17 protein-coding genes are annotated in these 17,501 nt (G+C 64.7%); 7 read left to right on the top strand and 10 right to left on the bottom strand.

What is annotated here, in order from left to right; genetic code table 11:
• The 6 genes from QQL24_RS10665 to QQL24_RS10640 all read right to left on the bottom strand — a co-directional run.
• Positions 1 to 217, bottom strand: a 217-nt coding sequence (locus QQL24_RS10665) for a hypothetical protein (RefSeq protein WP_284311966.1), incomplete at its 3' end; no start/stop codon positions are given.
• Between the two features lie 10 nt (positions 218 to 227).
• Positions 228 to 1,742, bottom strand: a complete 1,515-nt coding sequence (locus QQL24_RS10660) for a caspase family protein (protein WP_284311965.1) — start codon at positions 1,740 to 1,742, stop codon at positions 228 to 230.
• Entirely contained in the window at positions 1,739 to 3,370 is a 1,632-nt protein-coding gene (locus QQL24_RS10655; protein ID WP_284311964.1) for a caspase family protein, read from the bottom strand. Before QQL24_RS10655 ends, QQL24_RS10660 begins: the two co-directional genes overlap by 4 nt.
• A gap of 69 nt (positions 3,371 to 3,439) precedes the next feature.
• Positions 3,440 to 4,366 carry a c-type cytochrome gene (locus QQL24_RS10650; protein ID WP_284311963.1) on the bottom strand — a complete coding sequence of 309 codons (927 nt, stop codon included), beginning with the start codon at positions 4,364 to 4,366 and terminating at the stop codon, positions 3,440 to 3,442.
• A 284-nt stretch (positions 4,367 to 4,650) separates the two neighbouring features.
• The gene (locus tag QQL24_RS10645) at positions 4,651 to 5,088 is read right to left on the bottom strand and encodes a c-type cytochrome (protein ID WP_284311962.1); all 438 of its coding nucleotides are present in this window, start codon (positions 5,086 to 5,088) and stop codon (positions 4,651 to 4,653) included.
• A 359-nt stretch (positions 5,089 to 5,447) separates the two neighbouring features.
• Positions 5,448 to 6,182 (bottom strand): SDR family oxidoreductase, encoded by a 735-nt coding sequence (locus tag QQL24_RS10640; RefSeq protein WP_284311961.1) that lies wholly within the window; start codon positions 6,180 to 6,182, stop codon positions 5,448 to 5,450.
• A 107-nt stretch (positions 6,183 to 6,289) separates the two neighbouring features.
• Here QQL24_RS10640 and QQL24_RS10635 point away from each other — a divergent pair, with 107 nt between their 5' ends.
• From QQL24_RS10635 to QQL24_RS10610, 6 genes are all read left to right on the top strand, one after another.
• On the top strand, positions 6,290 to 7,189 hold the full coding sequence (locus QQL24_RS10635) for a LysR substrate-binding domain-containing protein (protein ID WP_284311960.1): 900 nt from the start codon (positions 6,290 to 6,292) through the stop codon (positions 7,187 to 7,189).
• Between the two features lie 114 nt (positions 7,190 to 7,303).
• On the top strand, positions 7,304 to 7,921 hold the full coding sequence (locus tag QQL24_RS10630; RefSeq protein ID WP_284311959.1) for an acyl carrier protein phosphodiesterase: 618 nt from the start codon (positions 7,304 to 7,306) through the stop codon (positions 7,919 to 7,921).
• 67 nt (positions 7,922 to 7,988) lie between these two features.
• The gene (locus QQL24_RS10625) at positions 7,989 to 9,395 is read left to right on the top strand and encodes a L,D-transpeptidase family protein (protein ID WP_284311958.1); all 1,407 of its coding nucleotides are present in this window, start codon (positions 7,989 to 7,991) and stop codon (positions 9,393 to 9,395) included.
• A gap of 193 nt (positions 9,396 to 9,588) precedes the next feature.
• The gene (locus QQL24_RS10620; protein ID WP_284311957.1) at positions 9,589 to 10,500 is read left to right on the top strand and encodes a class I SAM-dependent methyltransferase; all 912 of its coding nucleotides are present in this window, start codon (positions 9,589 to 9,591) and stop codon (positions 10,498 to 10,500) included.
• Between the two features lie 184 nt (positions 10,501 to 10,684).
• Positions 10,685 to 11,539, top strand: a complete 855-nt coding sequence (locus QQL24_RS10615; protein WP_431310666.1) for a TrmH family RNA methyltransferase — start codon at positions 10,685 to 10,687, stop codon at positions 11,537 to 11,539.
• 56 nt (positions 11,540 to 11,595) lie between these two features.
• The gene (locus QQL24_RS10610; protein WP_284311956.1) at positions 11,596 to 12,594 is read left to right on the top strand and encodes an Lnb N-terminal periplasmic domain-containing protein; all 999 of its coding nucleotides are present in this window, start codon (positions 11,596 to 11,598) and stop codon (positions 12,592 to 12,594) included.
• A 171-nt stretch (positions 12,595 to 12,765) separates the two neighbouring features.
• Here the strand turns inward: QQL24_RS10610 and QQL24_RS10605 are convergent, their stop codons facing one another.
• The 4 genes from QQL24_RS10605 to QQL24_RS10590 are packed head-to-tail and all read right to left on the bottom strand — an operon-like array spanning position 12,766 to position 16,626.
• Positions 12,766 to 13,413 carry a class I SAM-dependent methyltransferase gene (locus QQL24_RS10605; protein WP_284311955.1) on the bottom strand — a complete coding sequence of 216 codons (648 nt, stop codon included), beginning with the start codon at positions 13,411 to 13,413 and terminating at the stop codon, positions 12,766 to 12,768.
• On the bottom strand, positions 13,410 to 15,032 hold the full coding sequence (locus QQL24_RS10600; RefSeq protein ID WP_284311954.1) for a Mur ligase family protein: 1,623 nt from the start codon (positions 15,030 to 15,032) through the stop codon (positions 13,410 to 13,412). Before QQL24_RS10600 ends, QQL24_RS10605 begins: the two co-directional genes overlap by 4 nt.
• Positions 15,032 to 15,826 (bottom strand): alpha/beta fold hydrolase, encoded by a 795-nt coding sequence (locus QQL24_RS10595; RefSeq protein WP_284311953.1) that lies wholly within the window; start codon positions 15,824 to 15,826, stop codon positions 15,032 to 15,034. Before QQL24_RS10595 ends, QQL24_RS10600 begins: the two co-directional genes overlap by 1 nt.
• Entirely contained in the window at positions 15,820 to 16,626 is an 807-nt protein-coding gene (locus tag QQL24_RS10590) for a M15 family metallopeptidase (protein ID WP_284311952.1), read from the bottom strand. Before QQL24_RS10590 ends, QQL24_RS10595 begins: the two co-directional genes overlap by 7 nt.
• 227 nt (positions 16,627 to 16,853) lie before the next feature.
• On the opposite strand from QQL24_RS10590, the gene QQL24_RS10585 reads away from it, so the two are divergent.
• A complete protein-coding gene (locus QQL24_RS10585) occupies positions 16,854 to 17,456 on the top strand; it encodes an REP-associated tyrosine transposase (RefSeq protein WP_284311951.1) in 603 nt (200 codons plus the stop codon).
• Positions 17,457 to 17,501 lie beyond the last annotated feature (45 nt).

Raw genomic sequence — 17,501 nt, 5'->3', positions numbered from 1 at the left:
CGGGCGCCGGAGCAGGCGCGGCGGCGGGGGCAGCAGCGGGCGCGGGCGCTGCTGCGGGTGCGGCGGCTGGTGCACTATCGGCAGCCGGGGCGACAGGAGCCGCGGCTGCTGGCTTGGTATCCTCGGCGAAGGCCGGGCGAAGGGTCGTCAGCCCCGCCATCAGCAAGGTTCCCGCGACCATCAGGCCTGCGATGCGCATGGAATTGCGGTAGTTCATGATGGTTTCCTCACGGGACGATTTCATAGCGCAGTGTGGCGACGGAGCGCCCCACCGCCTTGGCATTGGCCTTGACGCTGTCCGCATTGGCGGGGGTAGCGAGGCTTTCCGCCAGTTCAGGCAGGACGGACGTGTTGACCTCGTCCGCCGGGATCACCTGGATCTGGCGCGTGACGAAGCCTTTCGACAGTTTCAGAGGATCGACGACAACCAGCGCCAGCACTGTACCAGATGTCACAGAGGTCGCATCGAAACTGATGCCGTAGCTGGCGTCGGGCACCGTGATCGGACTGCCGGCGCGGATGCGGCCATCCTTGCCATGGGCGGCGGCGATGGCATTGGGGAAGAGCTGCACCACTTCCCCTTCGTCAGAGACCGACAGCAGGATCAGAAACCCATCCTGGCCGGAGGTGACGCGGAACTTCATGTTCCTGGTGCCGAGCTTCACGGGCGAAGGCGGGATCTGCTCGACGCGGACATTGTCCGAGAGCCGGGCGCCCAGCACGTCGAGGATCTTGTCGGCGCTGGGCTTGCCCTCATTGAGCGGCTCGACCGAGCCGGCCCTGTCGGCCGCGACCTTGAGCGCGGCGCCCTCGCCCGAGAGCAGCGGCGTCAGGCCCATCTCGCAACGGTCGCGATGGCGGTCGCAATAGGCCTGGGACTGCGCTCGTACGTAATCGAGCAATTCCTGGTTGGAGATGGTGCCATTGCGGTTGGCATCCGCCAGGCCCTTCTCGATGCCGTCGGCAAAGGCAGTGGTGAACACGCCGCGATAGGAAGGTGCGCCATCCTCATCGACCAGGGCTGTCTGTGCCGGCGAGACGGCGTCCCACCTGACGAGGTCGAGCTCCGTTGGAGCAGGCGGGCTCGCCGCTTCCTCGCCGAGAGCGGGTTCCACCACAATGGAGCGCGTGGCGCCGTCGATCTGGGGCGAGCGGGCGGCCGGATTGCCGCCGCTGGCCGCCTCCACCACGATGGCCCGCGTTACGGTGCCGGCATGGCTTGAATCGATGACCTCGGTGATATGGCGCCCGGACAATTGCGCCAAGATGCTCTCGATGCGGCTCCGGCCGAGGGAATTGCCCACCCCGCCGGGCTGCATGACGGCATCGAAGGGCAGGATTGTGTCCTCGCGCCCGGCTCCGGCCTTCTGGAAATAGCCCTGGCCGGCATAATAAAAGAACACCCGCTCGCCTGGTTTGCTCTGCCCCAGCCAGTTCTGCAGCCCGTCGAGAATGGCGGCGCCGCTGGCCTGGTCGTCCAGCAGCAGTTTGACGTCGCCGGGCTGGTAGCCGAGCGTGCCGGTGAGCAGGGACTGCATGCGCATGGCATCGGCGCGGGCCCCGCCAGGCAATTGCGCGGTGAGCTGGCTCGCCTGGTAGGTGTCGATGCCGACGATGAGGGCGCGGTCCGCCAGCGCCGGGGTTGCCGATAGCCCCAACAGGGCCGCGAGCAGCATGGTGAGCCGACCTGGAGGTCGGCCCTCCGGGATTGCGCCTCGCAGCTTGCAGATCATCTCCTTCATTGCGAACCTGCGCTGGTGAAAATATTGGCGATGGCCACCGTGACCTGCTGGCCGTTGAGGGCGTTCTTCAGCGTATCCGGCAGGTCGGCGGCGGCATCAGGCTTCGACATGCCCTGCAGCGCGGTCTGCAACTGGTCGAGCGGCTGGTCGGCGAGGATGGCGACCAGGTGCTCGGCGCCGAAGGGCGGGTCGCGCACCTGCAGCGGCAGCGAGAAGGGCTTGTTGCTCCAATCCTCGTCATGCTCGGCCTGGGAGCTCGGATAGAGGAACTCCACCTTGCCGTCCGGCGGCAGGTTGAACAGGGTCATGAAATGATGGCTGGAAGCGCCGAGGCCGACCGTGAGCCGCTCGCCACGATTGAAGGTGCGCGAGCCGCCGGCGACTTCGAAGGGTTGGATCGAACCGCCCGCAAGAGCCTGCAGGAAGGCGATGGCCCGCCATTTGGCGACGATGCCCGGCAGGCCCAGCGGCTGCACGCCCTCGGCCACGATGCCGGCGACACGCTTTTCCACCGTGCCCTTGGCGGCGTCGTAGACGAGATCGGCATCGGCCTCATCAGGGACGATGGTGGCGCCCGGGACCGCCGCGGTGAGCTGGCCGTTGCGCACCGCCAGCTTCAGGGCGGCGTTGCCGTTCACCGCCTGCTCGGCGATGGCGATGGCGCTCTGCGTATCCGTCCCGGCCTGCCCCGTGTCATTGCCGGGCGCCGGCGCGGCGGCCCCTGCGGAGCGGAACACAGGGATGTCGCGGCTCACCGTTGGAAAGGATTGCGAGACCTGCTGGCTCTGCGTCGCCTGCAGCACGGAGGCGCGCACGAAGGAGACCAGCTCTTTCTCCGTGGTCACGCCGTCATGATTGGCATCTGCCTGACCTTCGATGGCGCGGGCGAAGGCGAAGGAAAGAGCGCCGCGCTGCTGGCCGTTGATGGTCACCTCGGGCACCAGCTTGTCGTCGGAGACACCGGCAAGGAAGGTGAACTGGTCGTTGGGCGCCACCTTGGTGGAAACAACCGGCGGGGGCGGCGCGAATTCCAGCAATTCGGCGCGATCGATCTGCGGCTTGGGCGCCACGCGGTAGGTCAGGCCCATCGAGACGGAGCGATACATCGTGCCGGAATGGCAGGCATCGGTGACGACGACCGCATAGACCTTCTTGGCTTCCGCTTCCTTGAGCCAGACGGCGACCTCCTTGTCGACGATGCGATCAGCGAGCCCCGGCCCCTTCAGGGCGAAGTTCACCAAGGGCAGGTTGTCGTCGAGCCCGTCGGGCTCGTCTGGATCATTAGGCGCGGCCGGCTCCTGCGAGCCATGGCCGGCATAGGTGAAATAGATGGTGTCGCCGGCCTGGGCCTGTTTCAACAGGCTCTCCCAGGCCTCGACCACGGCCGGCTTGGTGGCCTGCTTGTTGGTGAGCAGGACCAGCTTCTTGACGCCCGCCTTGGTCAGGGCCTGCGCCACGTCCTCGGCATCGTTGACAGCCCCGTGCAGGGCCGGGATCGGCGCCGTGTACTCGTCGATCCCGACAACGAGGGCGTAGGAATCGGCAGCCAGTGCCGGCGCGGCGAGCAAAAGCCCCGCTCCCGCCAGCAGGGCCTTGGCCGTCATCAGGAGGCTTTGGCGTCGCGCCACGTCTCGGTCCCCGGTCCGCGCCGCCGCGCATCATTGTCATCACGAGCGGCTCGCCGGCGGAGCGGGCCGTCAGGATTTCTTCGGCGCCTTGCCCGGAATCGGCGGCAGGCTCACCAGGAAGGCTGCGATGGCCTTGCGGTCATCGTCGCTCAGGAGGCTGGTGTTCTGGATCACCTCCGCCATGCTGCCGCCCGCCGAATCGAAGGCCGGCGTAAAGCCGGTCTTCAGGAAGTCGGCGATCTCGGCCTCCTTCCAGGTGCCGATGCCGTCAGCATGGGGGGTGATATTGGGCACCCAGCCCTTGCCATCCGGAGCGGGACCGCCGGAAAAGCGCTTGTCCGCTTCAATACCGCCAAAGGCATTGCGCGGGCTGTGACATTCGGAACAGTGGCCCGGGCCAAGCACCAGATAGGCGCCGCGGTTCCATTCCGCGCTCTTGCTGGGATCGGGCGTGAAGGGCTTGTCGTCGAAATAAAGGAATTTCCAGCCACCGAGCTGACGCCGGATATTGAAGGGAAAGCCGATGTCATGCGGCTTGTTTGGGGTGTCCACCGCCGGCAGCGTCTTCATATAGGCGTAGAGGTCGCGGACATCCTCGAGCTTCAGCTTGGCATAGGACGTATAGGGCAGCGCCGGGTAGAGATGTTCGCCCTCGCGGCCGATGCCGCGCTGCACCGCATTCACGAAGTCGAGTTCGCTCCAGGCGCCGATGCCCTGCTTGGCATCGGAGGAGATGTTTGGCGCGTAGAAAGTGCCGAAGGGCGAGCCCAGGGCCAGGCCGCCGCCGAGCTTGAGCCTGTCGTCCTGGCCGGGGCTCTTATGGCAGGAAACGCAGCCGCCGATGGTGAAGATCGTCTCACCATTGGCGAGATTGGGCTTGTAGTCGGCGGTAAGAGCGGAAGCAGGCAAAGGTGAAGGCTGGGTGACGAACCAGAACACGCCCAAGCCGACAATGCCGAGCACGACCAGTGCGCCGATGATTTTCTTCCAAGACATCCGGGAAAGCCCCTTCTCCGGCCTGAACTCCATTGCCCAGGCTCAACGCCTGAACACCTTGCACCGTCTGTCTATTCACGAACTGCCTCGGCGGGCCCGGATGCCCCTTATCCAGACGCCCCGGCGTGAAGTCGCCGTGAATCATGTCCCCAGTACATTTTTTGTCGTAAACACACCTATCGGTGGCCTCCCTGCTTGTCGTTTTGAAGCAACATTACCGGGACACGCCCGGTAATGTTGGAAGCGGAGAGTATGGTCGAAACGGACCGGCGTGACGCCGAACCTCAGTCCTTCTTGACGCGATAGTCGCCGTGGCAGCTGTTGCAATTGGAGGCAATGACACCAAACGCCTTGGCGAAGCTGGCCTGATCGGTCGCAGCCATGGCGCTCGTCGCATCGGCGCTCAGCTTGGCAGCATGGGTCTTGAAGCCCGCCATGTCTTCCCAGATCTTGGGCGAAGCGGTGGTCGGGTCGGTACCGCCGCCCGTCTTGGAATCGTCCGGGAAAAGGGTCGGCAACTTGGCCGCGCCGTCGACATAGACCTGCAGCAGTACCTTGACCTTGGCGGCATCGAAAGGCGCCTCGCCCTTGGCGTAGGCGCTGGCGTCCTTGGTGGCCTTTGCGATGCCTTTCATCAGGGCCTGGCGATCCTCGATCGGACCTGCGAAGGCGGTGGTGACGCCGACGGCGACCAAAGCGGCGGCGATGACAAAACGTTTCATGCAGAAGTTCTCCCTAACCTGGGTATTGCGACGCGGTAGCGAATAGCACCTTTTTTTGGCGACAATCGCAAGTGGGCAGCTTTGAATTATTTCAAATCAGATGATGTATTTCGGGCTTGGCCTTTGGCCTTGTAATCGCCCTGTCATCATAGGGATGCCCAGGCCCGCGGCACGTCACATCATTGACGTGAGAGCGGGCCGTGATCGCAAGACTTCGTCTATGCCTTCGGCGGTCGATGGTCTTTCGCAGGGGTTCCAGATCACTTGGTTTTCTCCACGTCAGGTCGCACAACCGCGCGTCGCCACCCAAAATTGGAGACTTGCACGGCTTTCCCCGCGAGGCAGCATCGTTACTTCCCTCAGACCAGCACCCCGCCACCATCCACCAGGATGGTCTGGCCCGTGGAATAGCGGTTGGTCATCAGATAGAGATAGGTCTGGGCGATATCCTCGGCTTCGCCCACCCGGCCCACCGGCAGGGCCGCGCCCCGCTCGGCATACATCGCTTCACGCACGTCTTCGGGAAGGTTGGCCCATAATGGTGTGCGCACAAAACCGGGACTCACCAGGTTGACGCGGATCGGCGCGAGTTCCAGCGCAAGCGCCCGTGTGAACGCCTCCATGGCGCCGCAAAGGCTGGCAGCCACCGTCCAGCCCTTCTGCGGCCGCAGGCTTGCCACGCCACCTGTCAGCACCACCGAGCCCCCCGGCCGCAGATGGGGCGCCGCATGCTTGGCAGCGGCAACGGCGCCGAAGACGCGCAGGTCGAAGGCCTTGCGCACCGCCTTGAGCTCCGTGTCCGCGAGCAAGCCGATCTGCAGGGCATCCCCTGCGCTGTAGACCAGGTGATCGAACGGCCCGAGCCGCTCGAACAGCCCGCGCACGTCAGCCTCCTCGTTCAGGTCGACCGCGTGCCCTTCGGCCCGGTCGCCAAGCAACGCGAGGGCCTCGGCAACGCGCTCTTGGCGCGAAGAGACGACGACAACCGAGGCATCGGCGGCCAGTGCGGCGCGCGCCGTGGCCAGGCCGATGCCTGAGGTGCCGCCCAACAAGACGACACGCTGGTTCTGCAAATTCAGGGTTGAGATGGTCATTTTTAGGCCCGAACAGGTTATGGGTGAAACAAGGGCCTGTTTGTGATCCATTAAGCTTCATTGATAAATGGGCTAGTTCTTCGATCACTCCTTAACAAGGCTTATGAATGGATCGCTTCACCAGCATGGCGATGTTTGCGCGCGTGGTCGAACGCGGCAGCTTTGCCGCCGCCGCCGAAGGCAGCGGCATGACGCCCACCATGGTCGGAAATCACGTGCGCGAGCTCGAGCGCCGTCTCAGGGGCCGGCTGTTGAACCGCACGACACGGAGCCAGAGCCTCACCGAGCTCGGCCGGCGTTATCATGCGCGATGCCTTGAAATCCTCGCGCTGGTCGACTTCGCCGAGCTTGATGCGCGGGAGATGCAGGCCAGTCCGCGCGGCCGCCTGCGCGTGAGCTGCCCGGTGACTTATGGTACGCGGGCGCTCATACCGGTGCTCGCAAGCTACCTCGACCGCCATCCCGAGGTGCAGGTCGAGCTGTCGCTCAACGACCGCTTCGTCGATCTCGTGGAGGACGGTTTCGATGCCGCGATCCGCGTTGGGGTGCTGCCGGATTCCGGACTGATCGCCCGCCCATTGCGGCCTTCGCCACGCATCGCTTGCGCATCGCCGGCCTATCTTGCGCGACACGGGCATCCGCAGGTGCCGGCCGATCTCGCAAGGCACAACTGCGTGGCTTTCATGTATCCAAGCGGGCCTGAGCGTGATTGGCACTTCCCGCGGCCCGACGGCAAAGGCAGCGCACGCATTGCGGTGCGTGGCAGGCTCGATGTGAATGGCGGCCTGGCCTTGCGCGAGGCCGCGCTCGCCGGGTTGGGTGTGATTTTTCAGCCTCAGATGATGTTGCAGGATGACCTGGACGCCGGTCGGCTCGTTCGCCTCTTTCCCGACTGGCCTGCGCCGAGCTGGCCGGTCCAGGTCGTGTATCTGCCCGACATTCACGTGCCGCCGAAGCTGGAGAGCTTCATCGCCTTTCTTCGGGAGACCCTGGGCCGCAACAGCTGAAGCTGTCTCCAACCGGGTGCCGTTGGGCGAGACCATCAAAATTCGCGGCGGCAACCACATTGGGGGGAGGGCCGATATGCACCCGCGCTTGCATCTCCCCTGCCGCGGCCACATATGGCCGGTATGAACTACCTCGCGCATCTCCTGCTCTCCCCGCCAGATACGGCCTACCAGGTCGGCAATCTCCTGCCAGACCTGGTGCACCTTCCGGAGCAGGAGCGCTTCACCGGCCGCTATCGCGAGGGCATCGAGATGCACCGGCGCATCGATGCCTTCACCGACGCCCATCCGGTGACACGGCGCAGCCGCGAGCGGCTCTGGCCGACCTATCGGCGCTTTTCCGGCATCATCATCGACATCGTCTATGATCACTGCCTGATCCGGCGCTGGGATGCCTATCACGCTGATCCCGTGCCGGATTTCCTCGCCAGCGTGCGCAACGGCCTGCCGGCCCTGCAAGGAGACCTGCCGGAAAAGACCTACAAGCATATCCATTCGATCACGCAATGGGCCGGCGACTACGCCACCCTCGACGGCGTCAGCGCCGCCATGGCGCGCGTCGGCAGCCGCCTGCGCCGCCCGGTGGATTTTTCTGGCCTGCGAAGCGAGCTGGAGCGCCACCACCAAGGTTTCCTGGAGGATTTCGACCACTTCTTCCCGGAATTGCTGGCGATGACCGGCAATGCTTCGATGGAAAAGCCGACATGCTTAACGGCGCTGGCGTCTACGTAAGGAAAGATTCACTATCGCCGTCGTAGGGTGATGGCCGAAGAAGTCCTTGTTGCGTTTGAGTGTTTTCATGCATCTCTCCTGGCTTTCGCATCCCCTCCAGAACCGGGAGACGCAGCAATCCGGGCGGTCCCTCGCCAGGCGCTGGTTTGGCGCCTTCGGCGTCGCCATCACCCTCGCCTTCGCAACGCCCGCTTTTGCCGACGACCAGCCGAACTATTCGCCCCAGACCTACGACCTGACACTGCGCGCCATCACCGATTATGAGGAGATCGCCACCAATGGCGGCTGGCAACCCCTGCCGCCGGGTGCCGCCGGCATGCGAATCGGCGCCAAGGGCAAGTTCGCCAAGGCGCTGCGGGCGCGCCTCACCGTCACGCGCGACCTCGACCCCAGCCTGCCGGCGGGCAGCGAATTCGACCAGGCGACTCAGGACGCGCTCAAGCATTTCCAGGCTCGGCACGGCCTCAGCCAGACCGGCTCGATCGGCCGGCTCACCATGATCGCCCTCAACGTGCCGGTAGAGGTGCGCCTGCACCAGCTCGACGCCTCGGCCAACCGGCTGGCGGCGCTGAAGTTCAAGTTCGGCGACCGCTACATCGTCTCCAACATCCCGGCGGCGAGCCTCGAAGCGGTCGATCACGGCGTGGTGGACCGTTCCTACACCACCGTGGTCGGTAGCCCCGAGCGAGCCTCACCGACGCTGACCACCAATGTGATGGCGATCAACATCCTGCCTTACTGGAACGTGCCGCAATCGATCCTGAAGGCGGATATCATCCCGAAACTGCAGAAGAATCCAAATTATCTGGCCGACAGCCATATGCGGATCTATCGCGGCAGGCAGGAGATCGATCCGCACACGGTCGACTGGTCGACGGCGCGGGCCGAAGACTACTTCGTCAAGCAGGAGCCCGGCGTGTGGAATTCGCTCGGCTTCCTCCGGCTCGACATGCCCAACAAGGATTCGGTCTACATGCATGACACGCCGCATCGCGAGCTCTTCCGCAGCGATGTGCGCTTCGGCTCCTCCGGCTGCACCCGCGTCGCAGGTGCGCAGGACCTTGCCGCCTGGGTGATGCAGGGCTCGGAATGGACGGGCCAGGCCATCCAGGACCAGATCGACACCGGCGTGCCCAAGACGATCAAGCCGGCCAAGCCCGTGCCGGTCGCCTGGGTCTACCTCACCGGCTGGGGCGCGCCCGATGGCAGCGTGCAGTTCCGGCCCGACGTCTACAATATCGACACGCCGGCCGATCCCGAGCCGACGCCCGCCGATACGCTGGCGGCCAGCACCATCACCGACCGCACCGCGTCGGTGCCGGTAACCATGCCGGCCCAGCCACGCAAGCCGGTGGCGTCCAAGCCCGCGCAGGCGAAGCCAGTTGCCGTGAAGCCCGTGCAGGTCAAGCCGGTCGCCACCACGGTGGTGAAGACGCGGCCCATCATCATCGACGCCTCGGCCACGGCGAACTGACGGGGAGCGCGGACGTCTCGTCCGCCTCTTGAAACGGTGTGACTCCAAGGGAAGGCGCAGCCCCTTTGGCAGCACTCACCTCATTCTCGAGGGTTATCGTTGCAAGAGGCGGACGAGACGTCCGCGCTTCCAGGGACGCTTGCTCCCAGCATTTCCCTTGCCGCGTGCGAAAAACTGTTATTTGGTCCGCGCCATGTCCACTTCCTCCTCCGCCACGCAGACCCTGCCGCAGCTTCTCGTCACCCCTGGCTTTGCCGACTACCGCCTGGTCGATTGCGGCGAGGGCCGCAAGCTCGAACGCTTCGGCAAGCTGCTGGTCGACCGTCCCGAACCGCAGGCCATGGGCGTGCGGAAGAAGCCGGAGCTGTGGGAGAAGGCCGATGCGGTGTTTCTCGGCATGAACGCCGAGGACGAGGGCTCCGACGGGCGCTGGAAATTCGCCGGCAGGCCGGTGGAGACCTTCCCCGTCTCCTATCGCGGCGTCGCCTTCCACGGCCGCTTCACGCCCTTCCGCCATCTCGGCTTCTTTCCCGAGCAGGCCCCGCATTGGGACTACATGATCGAGCAGCTCCAGGCGCTGAAGCGCCCGGCGCGCGTGCTCAACCTGTTCGGCTATACCGGCGTCGCCTCCCTGCTCGCCGCCAAGCATGGCGCGCAGGTGACCCATGTTGACGCTTCCAAGAAGTCGATCGGCTTTGCCCGCGAGAACCAGGCGCTGGCCGGGCTCTCGGATGCGCCGATCCGCTGGATCGTCGACGACGCCGTGAAGTTCACTGCGCGCGAAGAGCGGCGTGGCTCCAAATATGACGTGGTGCTGCTCGACCCGCCCAAATATGGCCGTGGCCCGGGTGGCGAGGTCTGGGACCTCTTCCGCGACCTGCCGAGGATGCTCGATCTCTGCCGCGCCGTGCTGACCGACAAGCCGGCCTTCGTGATCGTCACGGCCTATGCCATCCGCGCCTCCTTCGTGGCGGTGCATGAGCTGACGCGAGAGGTGTTCGGCGATCTCGGCGGCGACATTACGTCGGGCGAATTGGTGGTCTCCGAGGAAGGCTCCGGCCGCCTGCTCTCGACCTCGCTCTACTCACGCTGGAGCGCCGCATGAGACGGATGGCTATCATGGATCTATCGGTTGCTGTCATCCCCGGCCTGGCCACTCTTGAGCGAAGCGAGAGAGGGCGAGGGGAAGGGGATCCAGGGGCCAAAGGCCAGTGCGGTTGCCCCTGGATCCCCCTCGCTCGGCCTTCGGCCTCGCCGGGGATGACAGGTCGCGATCGAGGAATGCTGCCGTGAAGCCCCGTTTCCAGCGCCCGCGCCCTCCTGCTCCCGCCGCACCTGTCTCGCGCGTGGTGACCAGCCTCACCAACCCGCTGATCAAGGACATCCGGGCGCTCGAGATGCGCAAGGTGCGCCAGGAAGCTGGCCTGTTCATCGCCGAGGGCCTGAAGCTGGTGGCCGACGCCATTGAGGCCGGCTGGCCGATCCGCATCCTCGTGCACCGTTCCGGTGAGGATAAGCCGATGCTGGCCCGCGCCGTCCGGGCGACGCGCCAGGCCGGTGGCGAGGTGCTCGAAGTCACCGGCGAGATCCTGGAAAAGCTCTCGCGCCGCGACAATCCTCAGACCGTGATCGGCGTGTTCGAGCAGCGGCTCGAAAAGCTCGACGGCCTGAAGATCGGCTGCGAGGAAATCTGGATCGGCCTCGACCGCGTGCGCGACCCCGGCAATCTCGGCACCATCATCCGCACCGCCGATGCCGTGGGCGCCGAGGGCATCGTCCTGGTCGGGGACACCACCGACCCCTTCGGCATCGAGGCCGTCCGGGCCACCATGGGCTCGATCTTCAACGTGCGACTGGCCGCCGCCACTGCCCAGGGTTTCCTCGCCTGGCGCAAGGGCTTCGACGGCCTGGTGGTCGGCACCCATCTGGCCGGCACGCATGACTATCGCGACGTGGACTATGCCAAGGGCCCCTGCCTCCTGCTGATGGGCAATGAACAGCAGGGCCTGCCGGACGATCTGGCGAAAGCATGCAGCCACCTCGTCAAGATCCCGATGCGGGGGCAGGCGGATTCGCTGAACCTTGCGGTCGCGACCGGCGTGATGCTGTTCGAGATCGCGCGGGGGCAGTTGAAGCTGGGATAGTAAGATGCGACGGTGAAGACCTTGTTGGCGATCAAAGCCGCGCTAAGAGGTGCTTCATGATCGGCAGGGTGCTGCGCTTTTTGGGGAGGCTGGTCCTCGCGCTCCTGGCAGCCCTGGTTGCCCTATGGGGGATGCTAGCGCTGTGGTATCGCATGCCCTTCGGCGAGATCCTGCGTTATGCCATTCCGTCGCTTTGGATCATCCTCGCATTCCTGGCCGTTTATGGCCTGATCATCGCCCGCTGGCGCCTGACGCTTCCTTATATCGCCGCTCTTGCCGCCCTATTGGTCTGGTGGCAGACGATTGAGCCCCGTAGCGACAAGGATTGGTCGCCCGATGTGGCACGCCAGTTCACCTCCACGATCGAGGGCTCCGTCGCCAGGATCAGCAATGTGCGCAATTTCGACTGGCGCTCCGACACCGACTTCACCGAGCATTGGGAGGATCGCAGCTACGATCTCGACACCCTAACCCGCGTCGATCTCTACACCTCGACCTGGGGAAGTCCGGCCATCGCCCACACCATGATCAGTTTCGGCTTCGCTGATGGCAGGGCTCTGGCCTTTTCCGTCGAGGTACGGCGACAGAAAGGCGAGATCTATTCGGCCATCTCCGGCTTCTTCAAGCAGAACGAACTCGTCGCCATCGCCGCGGATGAGCGCGATGTCATTCGTGTCCGCTCGAATGTTCGGGGAGAGGACGTGCAGATCTTCAGCCTGCACCCCGACCCGGCCCGAGCCAGGGAGGCCTTCCTCTATTTTCTTTCGATAGGCAACTCTCTCGCCCAGCAACCGCGCTTCTACAACACGGCAACCACCAATTGCACTACGGTGCCGTTTTACCTCGCCCGCCAGCTCAACCCCAGCCTGCCTCTGGATTGGCGCGTTCTCGTGAGCGGCTATTTGCCGGATTATCTCTACGACATCGGCTCTCTCGACACCTCAGTGCCATTGGCGGAGTTGCGCGCGAAAGGGCGGATTGTGGAACGCGCGAAGGCGGCGGATCAGAGCGCGGATTTTTCGCAGGCGATCAGGGTTGGAGTGCCGGGGACGTAAGCTTCCTGAGACCGCTGACTTCCAGAGGGCTCTTGCAACGATCTCTTGGACGGAAAGAGTAGCGCCTTTTCTCGGCTTCGCCAGCGAAGAGGGGCCTTCCTCTCTTAAGAGCGCTGTGTTTCAAGGGCGACTGCAGGACAGGTCCCAGGAGAACGTCCGCGCACCCGGTAGTTATTTCAGCGTCCACACGCTCGACTTCTTGATCTCCAGGTCCTCCAGTTCTCGCGACACTGGCACCTGATAGGTGGCGAGCAATCTCAGCTCGTCCTTCGGCAGATAGGTCCGGCCGGGATCGCCCACCAACACGCCAGCGCCGCGCTCTTGCCAGCCCTTGAGCCAAGTGAGCACCTCGGCAGCGATCTCGCGATCATAGAAAATGTCGCCGGCGAGGATGGCGTCGGCCTCGATATCGAAGCGGCCAAGCACATTCTCTTCCACCGGCTCGATGCGCACGCCATTCGCCGCCGCGTTGAGCACCATGGCCTCGCGCGCGAAGATATCGATATCGGCAGCGTGGGCCGAGACTGCGCCCGCTTTCATCGCCGCGATCGCCACCAGGCCGGAACCCGAGGCGAAGTCGAGCACGCGCTTGCCGGCAACGGCGTCGCGATGGTCGAGGATGTAGCGCGCCAGCGCCTGGCCACCGGCCCAGGCGAAGGCCCAGAAGGGTGGCGGCAGGCCGATCTTGCCGAGTTCTTCCTCGGTCTTCTGCCAGAGCGGCGTGACCTCGTCGGCCAGATGCAGCGAGATTTCGGGCGTGTGGGGCACGGGCAGCACCCGTGTCTGCGCCCGGATAAAGGCTTTTCGGTCAGCGATCACAGGCGCAGCTGGCGCTCGTAGAGGTCGGGCAAATCGTTCTCCAGCAGCACGACATCCCCGGCCTGGAGATTGGCGCCCATCCAGGTCTGCGCCGCGGCGAAGCTCGCGCACGCCACCACCTCGCCGTCGGGCTTGGCCGCCTTGTAGGCCTGGACGAGATCGCGGATGCGGTCGGGCGCCACGGCGAGCAGTATATCGACCGTTTCGGCCGCCTTGGTGCCTATCTTCCTGTGCTCCTCGGCGTGGGCGGCTCCGAGTTCCACCATGCCGGGCGTCACCAGGATGCGCCGGCCGCCCTCGCCCACCAGCAATGGCAGGATTTCGAGCGCCGAGGCGAAGCCGGCGGGGTTGGAGTTATAGGCATCGTCGACGATAACGGTGCCGTCGGCCTGGCGCTTCACCTCCAGGCGGTGCTTGATCTGCGGCGTTGAGCGCATGGCGATCTCGGCGATTTCCGGGTCGATGCCCATGGCGAGCGCGGTGACGAAGGCAATTGCCATGTTGCCGCCGTGATGCAGGCCGTAGAGCGGGGCTGACAGCGTGTAGTCCTTGCCGAGATAGCTCAGCGACACGGTGAGCCCGTCCTTGCCCTGGATAACCGAGTGGATCTTGGCTTCGCTCCCCTCGCCATTGCCGACCAGCACCATCGAGGCGCGATGTGCGTCGGTAAAGTCCTTGGCGTCCTTGAAGACGAGCACGGCGTCATTGATGATCGCCTTGCCGCTGCGGGCAATCGCCGCTGCCGGCAGCTCGAACTTGGTCTTGGCCACGGTGTCGAGCGACTTGAAGCGTTCGTAGTGGGCCGCCCCCACCGCCGTCACCACGGCGATATCGGGCGGGGCGAGACGGCAGAGACGCTCGATCGAGCCAGGGCCATAGGCACCCATCTCCACCACGAAAAGGCGGTGATAGGGTTCGAGCTGCTCGCGCACGATGCGGGCGATGCCCATCGTCGTGTTGACCGAACCCGGCGTGATCAGGGCCGAGCCGGCGCTTTCGAGGAGGTGCCCGAGGATGTGCTTGGTCGAGGTCTTGCCATAGGAGCCGGTAACACCGACGATCACGGGCGCCAGGCGCTTGAGCTTGTCATGCGCCTCGTTCCAGAAGCCCTGCTGGATACGGTTTTCGCCGGGCTGCAGGATCTTCACCGCCGCGACCAGCGCGAAGGGGATGAGTTGCACCAGCGCCACCACCCAGACCGGCGCCACGCCGAAGCCGACGCCGATCAGGCCGAGCGCCAGCACCAGCGCAAAGGCGACGCGCAGGATGCGGGTGGCGCGCTGCGTCATCGCCAGCTTCTTCTTGCCGGTCTGGCGCGGATCGCGTTCGCGACGCGCCATGATCAGGAAGATCACCGCGATGAAGAAGGCGAGGATGAAGACCGGCGCCGGATAGAGCTTGCTCATCGCCGACAGCACGACCACCGCAAGGCTGACGCGGGTGTCGAACACCACATTGTAGAACAGCCAGTGCAGGAAGCGCCCGGCGTCATACTCCTCCTGCTGGAAGATATGCAGATAGGTCAGGAAGCGCTTCCATGCGAAGGGAATGAAGCCCAGCAGCACCAGGACGGCGGCGACATAGGGCGAGTTCAGGACGGGGGCGAGCGTTTCGAGCATCAGCCTTCCAGGAGTTTGGCAACAGTGTGGGCGATCTGGGGACCGCCGTCTGTGAGAATGGTGTAGTGGTCGAGCCCAGGCAGGATATTTACAGTAGCGCCGGGAATGAGCTGCGCCATGCGCTCGCTCATCTCGGGCGGCGCCTGGTCGTCCAGCGCGCCGCAGAGGATGCGGACGGGAATGCGGATTGCCTTGATCGCTTCGCTCTGGTCCTCGTTGACGACCTTGACGAAGATGGGCCGCATCGGCCCGGCATTGCGGTAGTCGGCTGAGCCGAAACTGGCCTTGCGGGTGCTGACGTCGACGCCGAGCTTGTCCAGGAGTTTCAGGGTCTTGAACAGGCGTACCCGCCAGAAGATCCTCAGGCGGGTGGCCAGGCTCCGGATCGGCTTCAGCCCATGCGAGCCGACCAGCACCATGCCGTCCAGCCCCTGCGGATGGTTGGTCGCCAGCCTGAGGCCGACACGCCCACCGAAGGAATGGCCGACCCAGATCCGCCGCCCGCGCGGCAAGGTGTCAAGCCATTCGGCCACGGCATCGGCGTAGTCCGTGGTATCCCACACGCCGGCATGGCCAGTCTCCGGCGGCACCGGGCTTTGGCCGAAGCCGGGAAAGTCGATCAGCGTGTGGTGGGCCGAGCGTTCCAGCGACTGCGCCAGTGCCTGGAAGGCATGGCGGTCCTGCCCCCAGCCATGCGCCCAGATCACATGCGGCGTCCCGGCCTCCAGCGGCTTGCCGAACGAGAGAATCGCGTGCGAGGCGCCTTTGGCTGTAAAAGTGGAAAGGGTCACCATAGTCCTTCCGGCAAGTCCGTGGTTCCGTACCACGCAGCCTGCGGCGCATTTGCGGCGCCCTTGTCCCGCAAGGTCAGGATATGGAGCTGCGTTCCATAATCGAAGTGCCAGAATTCGTACGCGTAGTTGGTAAAGCCCGCGTTAACCATCGCGTTGAACAACACGCGGCGGTTGAGAAGGCGGGGATCCTCCGGGCCGATCTCGCCCCGCTGCAGCAGCCGCTCATAGTGGTCGGTATAGGAGCGCTCATGCCCCTCGTCGAACGCAGCGCCGTGGTCGAGCAGGGCGCCGCTTACGGCATCGACCAGCATGACGTCCACCGAACCGCCGGTGGAATGAATGGGCCAGGTCGTCTCGTCCTCACGGTTGAAGCGGCGGGGATCGGAAACGAAAGTGCGCACGATGGCCTCGCGCGCCTCGGGCGAAAGCTCCGGATGCTCGGCCGCGACCTCCGCCTCGAAGAAGGTCCACAGCCCCATCTGCGTCTCGACAGGACGATAGGCGTCCAGCGTCTTGATGCGCAGGCCGTGATCTTTAACGGCAGCATCGGCCTGCTTCAGGCGCTCGGCCACGCCGGCCCGCGCCGCCACCACCTCCACCGCACCGGCGATGCGCTTGTGATAGGGCGCATTGCCGCCATCCGTCCGGGCGTACCACGACTGGGTCAGCAGACCCTCGGCCGCGAGATCGACAAGCGGCTCCGGCCAGCGCGAATCGGCGCGATCGAAGGGGACCAGGCTATAGCCGGAAGCGGTGCCGGCGGATTCGGGCCTGAGGGGGATGGGGGAGAGGAGGTCCATAAGGTGGCGATAGCAGAACAACCGCGGCGTTTCAAAGGCGGGCGCTGTGGCTGGGACTGCGGACGTCCTCGTCCGCTCTTCCCCTCCTCATGGACGTTCCGTTTCCAAGATGCGGATCGTCCGACATTCTCTTGAGTGTCGTAGGGACGTCCACGGTCCCAGCCACAACGCCTTCTCGACTAAGCCAAGTCTCTTGGAAAATATAGTCTCCCGAAATATGCAAGAGTATGAACGACAGCCCACCGCCATCACCGCTCAAGCCTACCAGTGAATGGCATTCGCGCGGCTATATTCCTCATTGGGAAGCCGGCGAGGCGCCGCAATCTATCAATTTTCGGCTTGCCGATTCCCTTCCGGCCACCGTTCAGGCGAGATGGCGCGAAGAGTTGGCACAAATGCCACCGGACATACGCGCAAGCGAAGAACGGAGACTTCGAGAGCGGGCTCTCGATGCCGGTTATGGCGAGTCGCTTTTGAAGCAGCCTGCAATTGCGAGATTGGTCGAAGATGCGCTGCTGTTCTTCGACGGCGAGCGCTATCTCCTGCAGGCATGGTGCATCATGCCCAACCATGTCCACGCCTTGGCAACGCCCTTGGCGGACCATTCACTCTCGGCAATCATCCATGGCTGGAAATCGTTCACGGCACGCCAGATCAATCTGGTGTTGGGCCGCAAGGGCCAAGTCTGGTTCGCGGAATATTACGACCGCAAGATTCGGTCCGAGCGGCATTATGAGGTTGCGCTCAGCTATATTGAAGAAAACCCGGTGAAAGCGAAACTATGCGAACGGGCACAAGACTGGGCGTTTTCGAGCGCCTCGCGCCGATAGAGGGGCGCGGTGGCTGGGACCGCGGACGTCCTCGTCCGCCTCTTG

Origin of the sequence: Labrys miyagiensis (genome assembly GCF_030160835.1) — a bacterium.
GTDB lineage: Bacteria > Pseudomonadota > Alphaproteobacteria > Rhizobiales > Labraceae > Labrys > Labrys miyagiensis.
The sequence above is the reverse complement of the archived record's forward strand: the minus strand, read 5'-3'. Positions and strand labels throughout refer to the sequence as shown.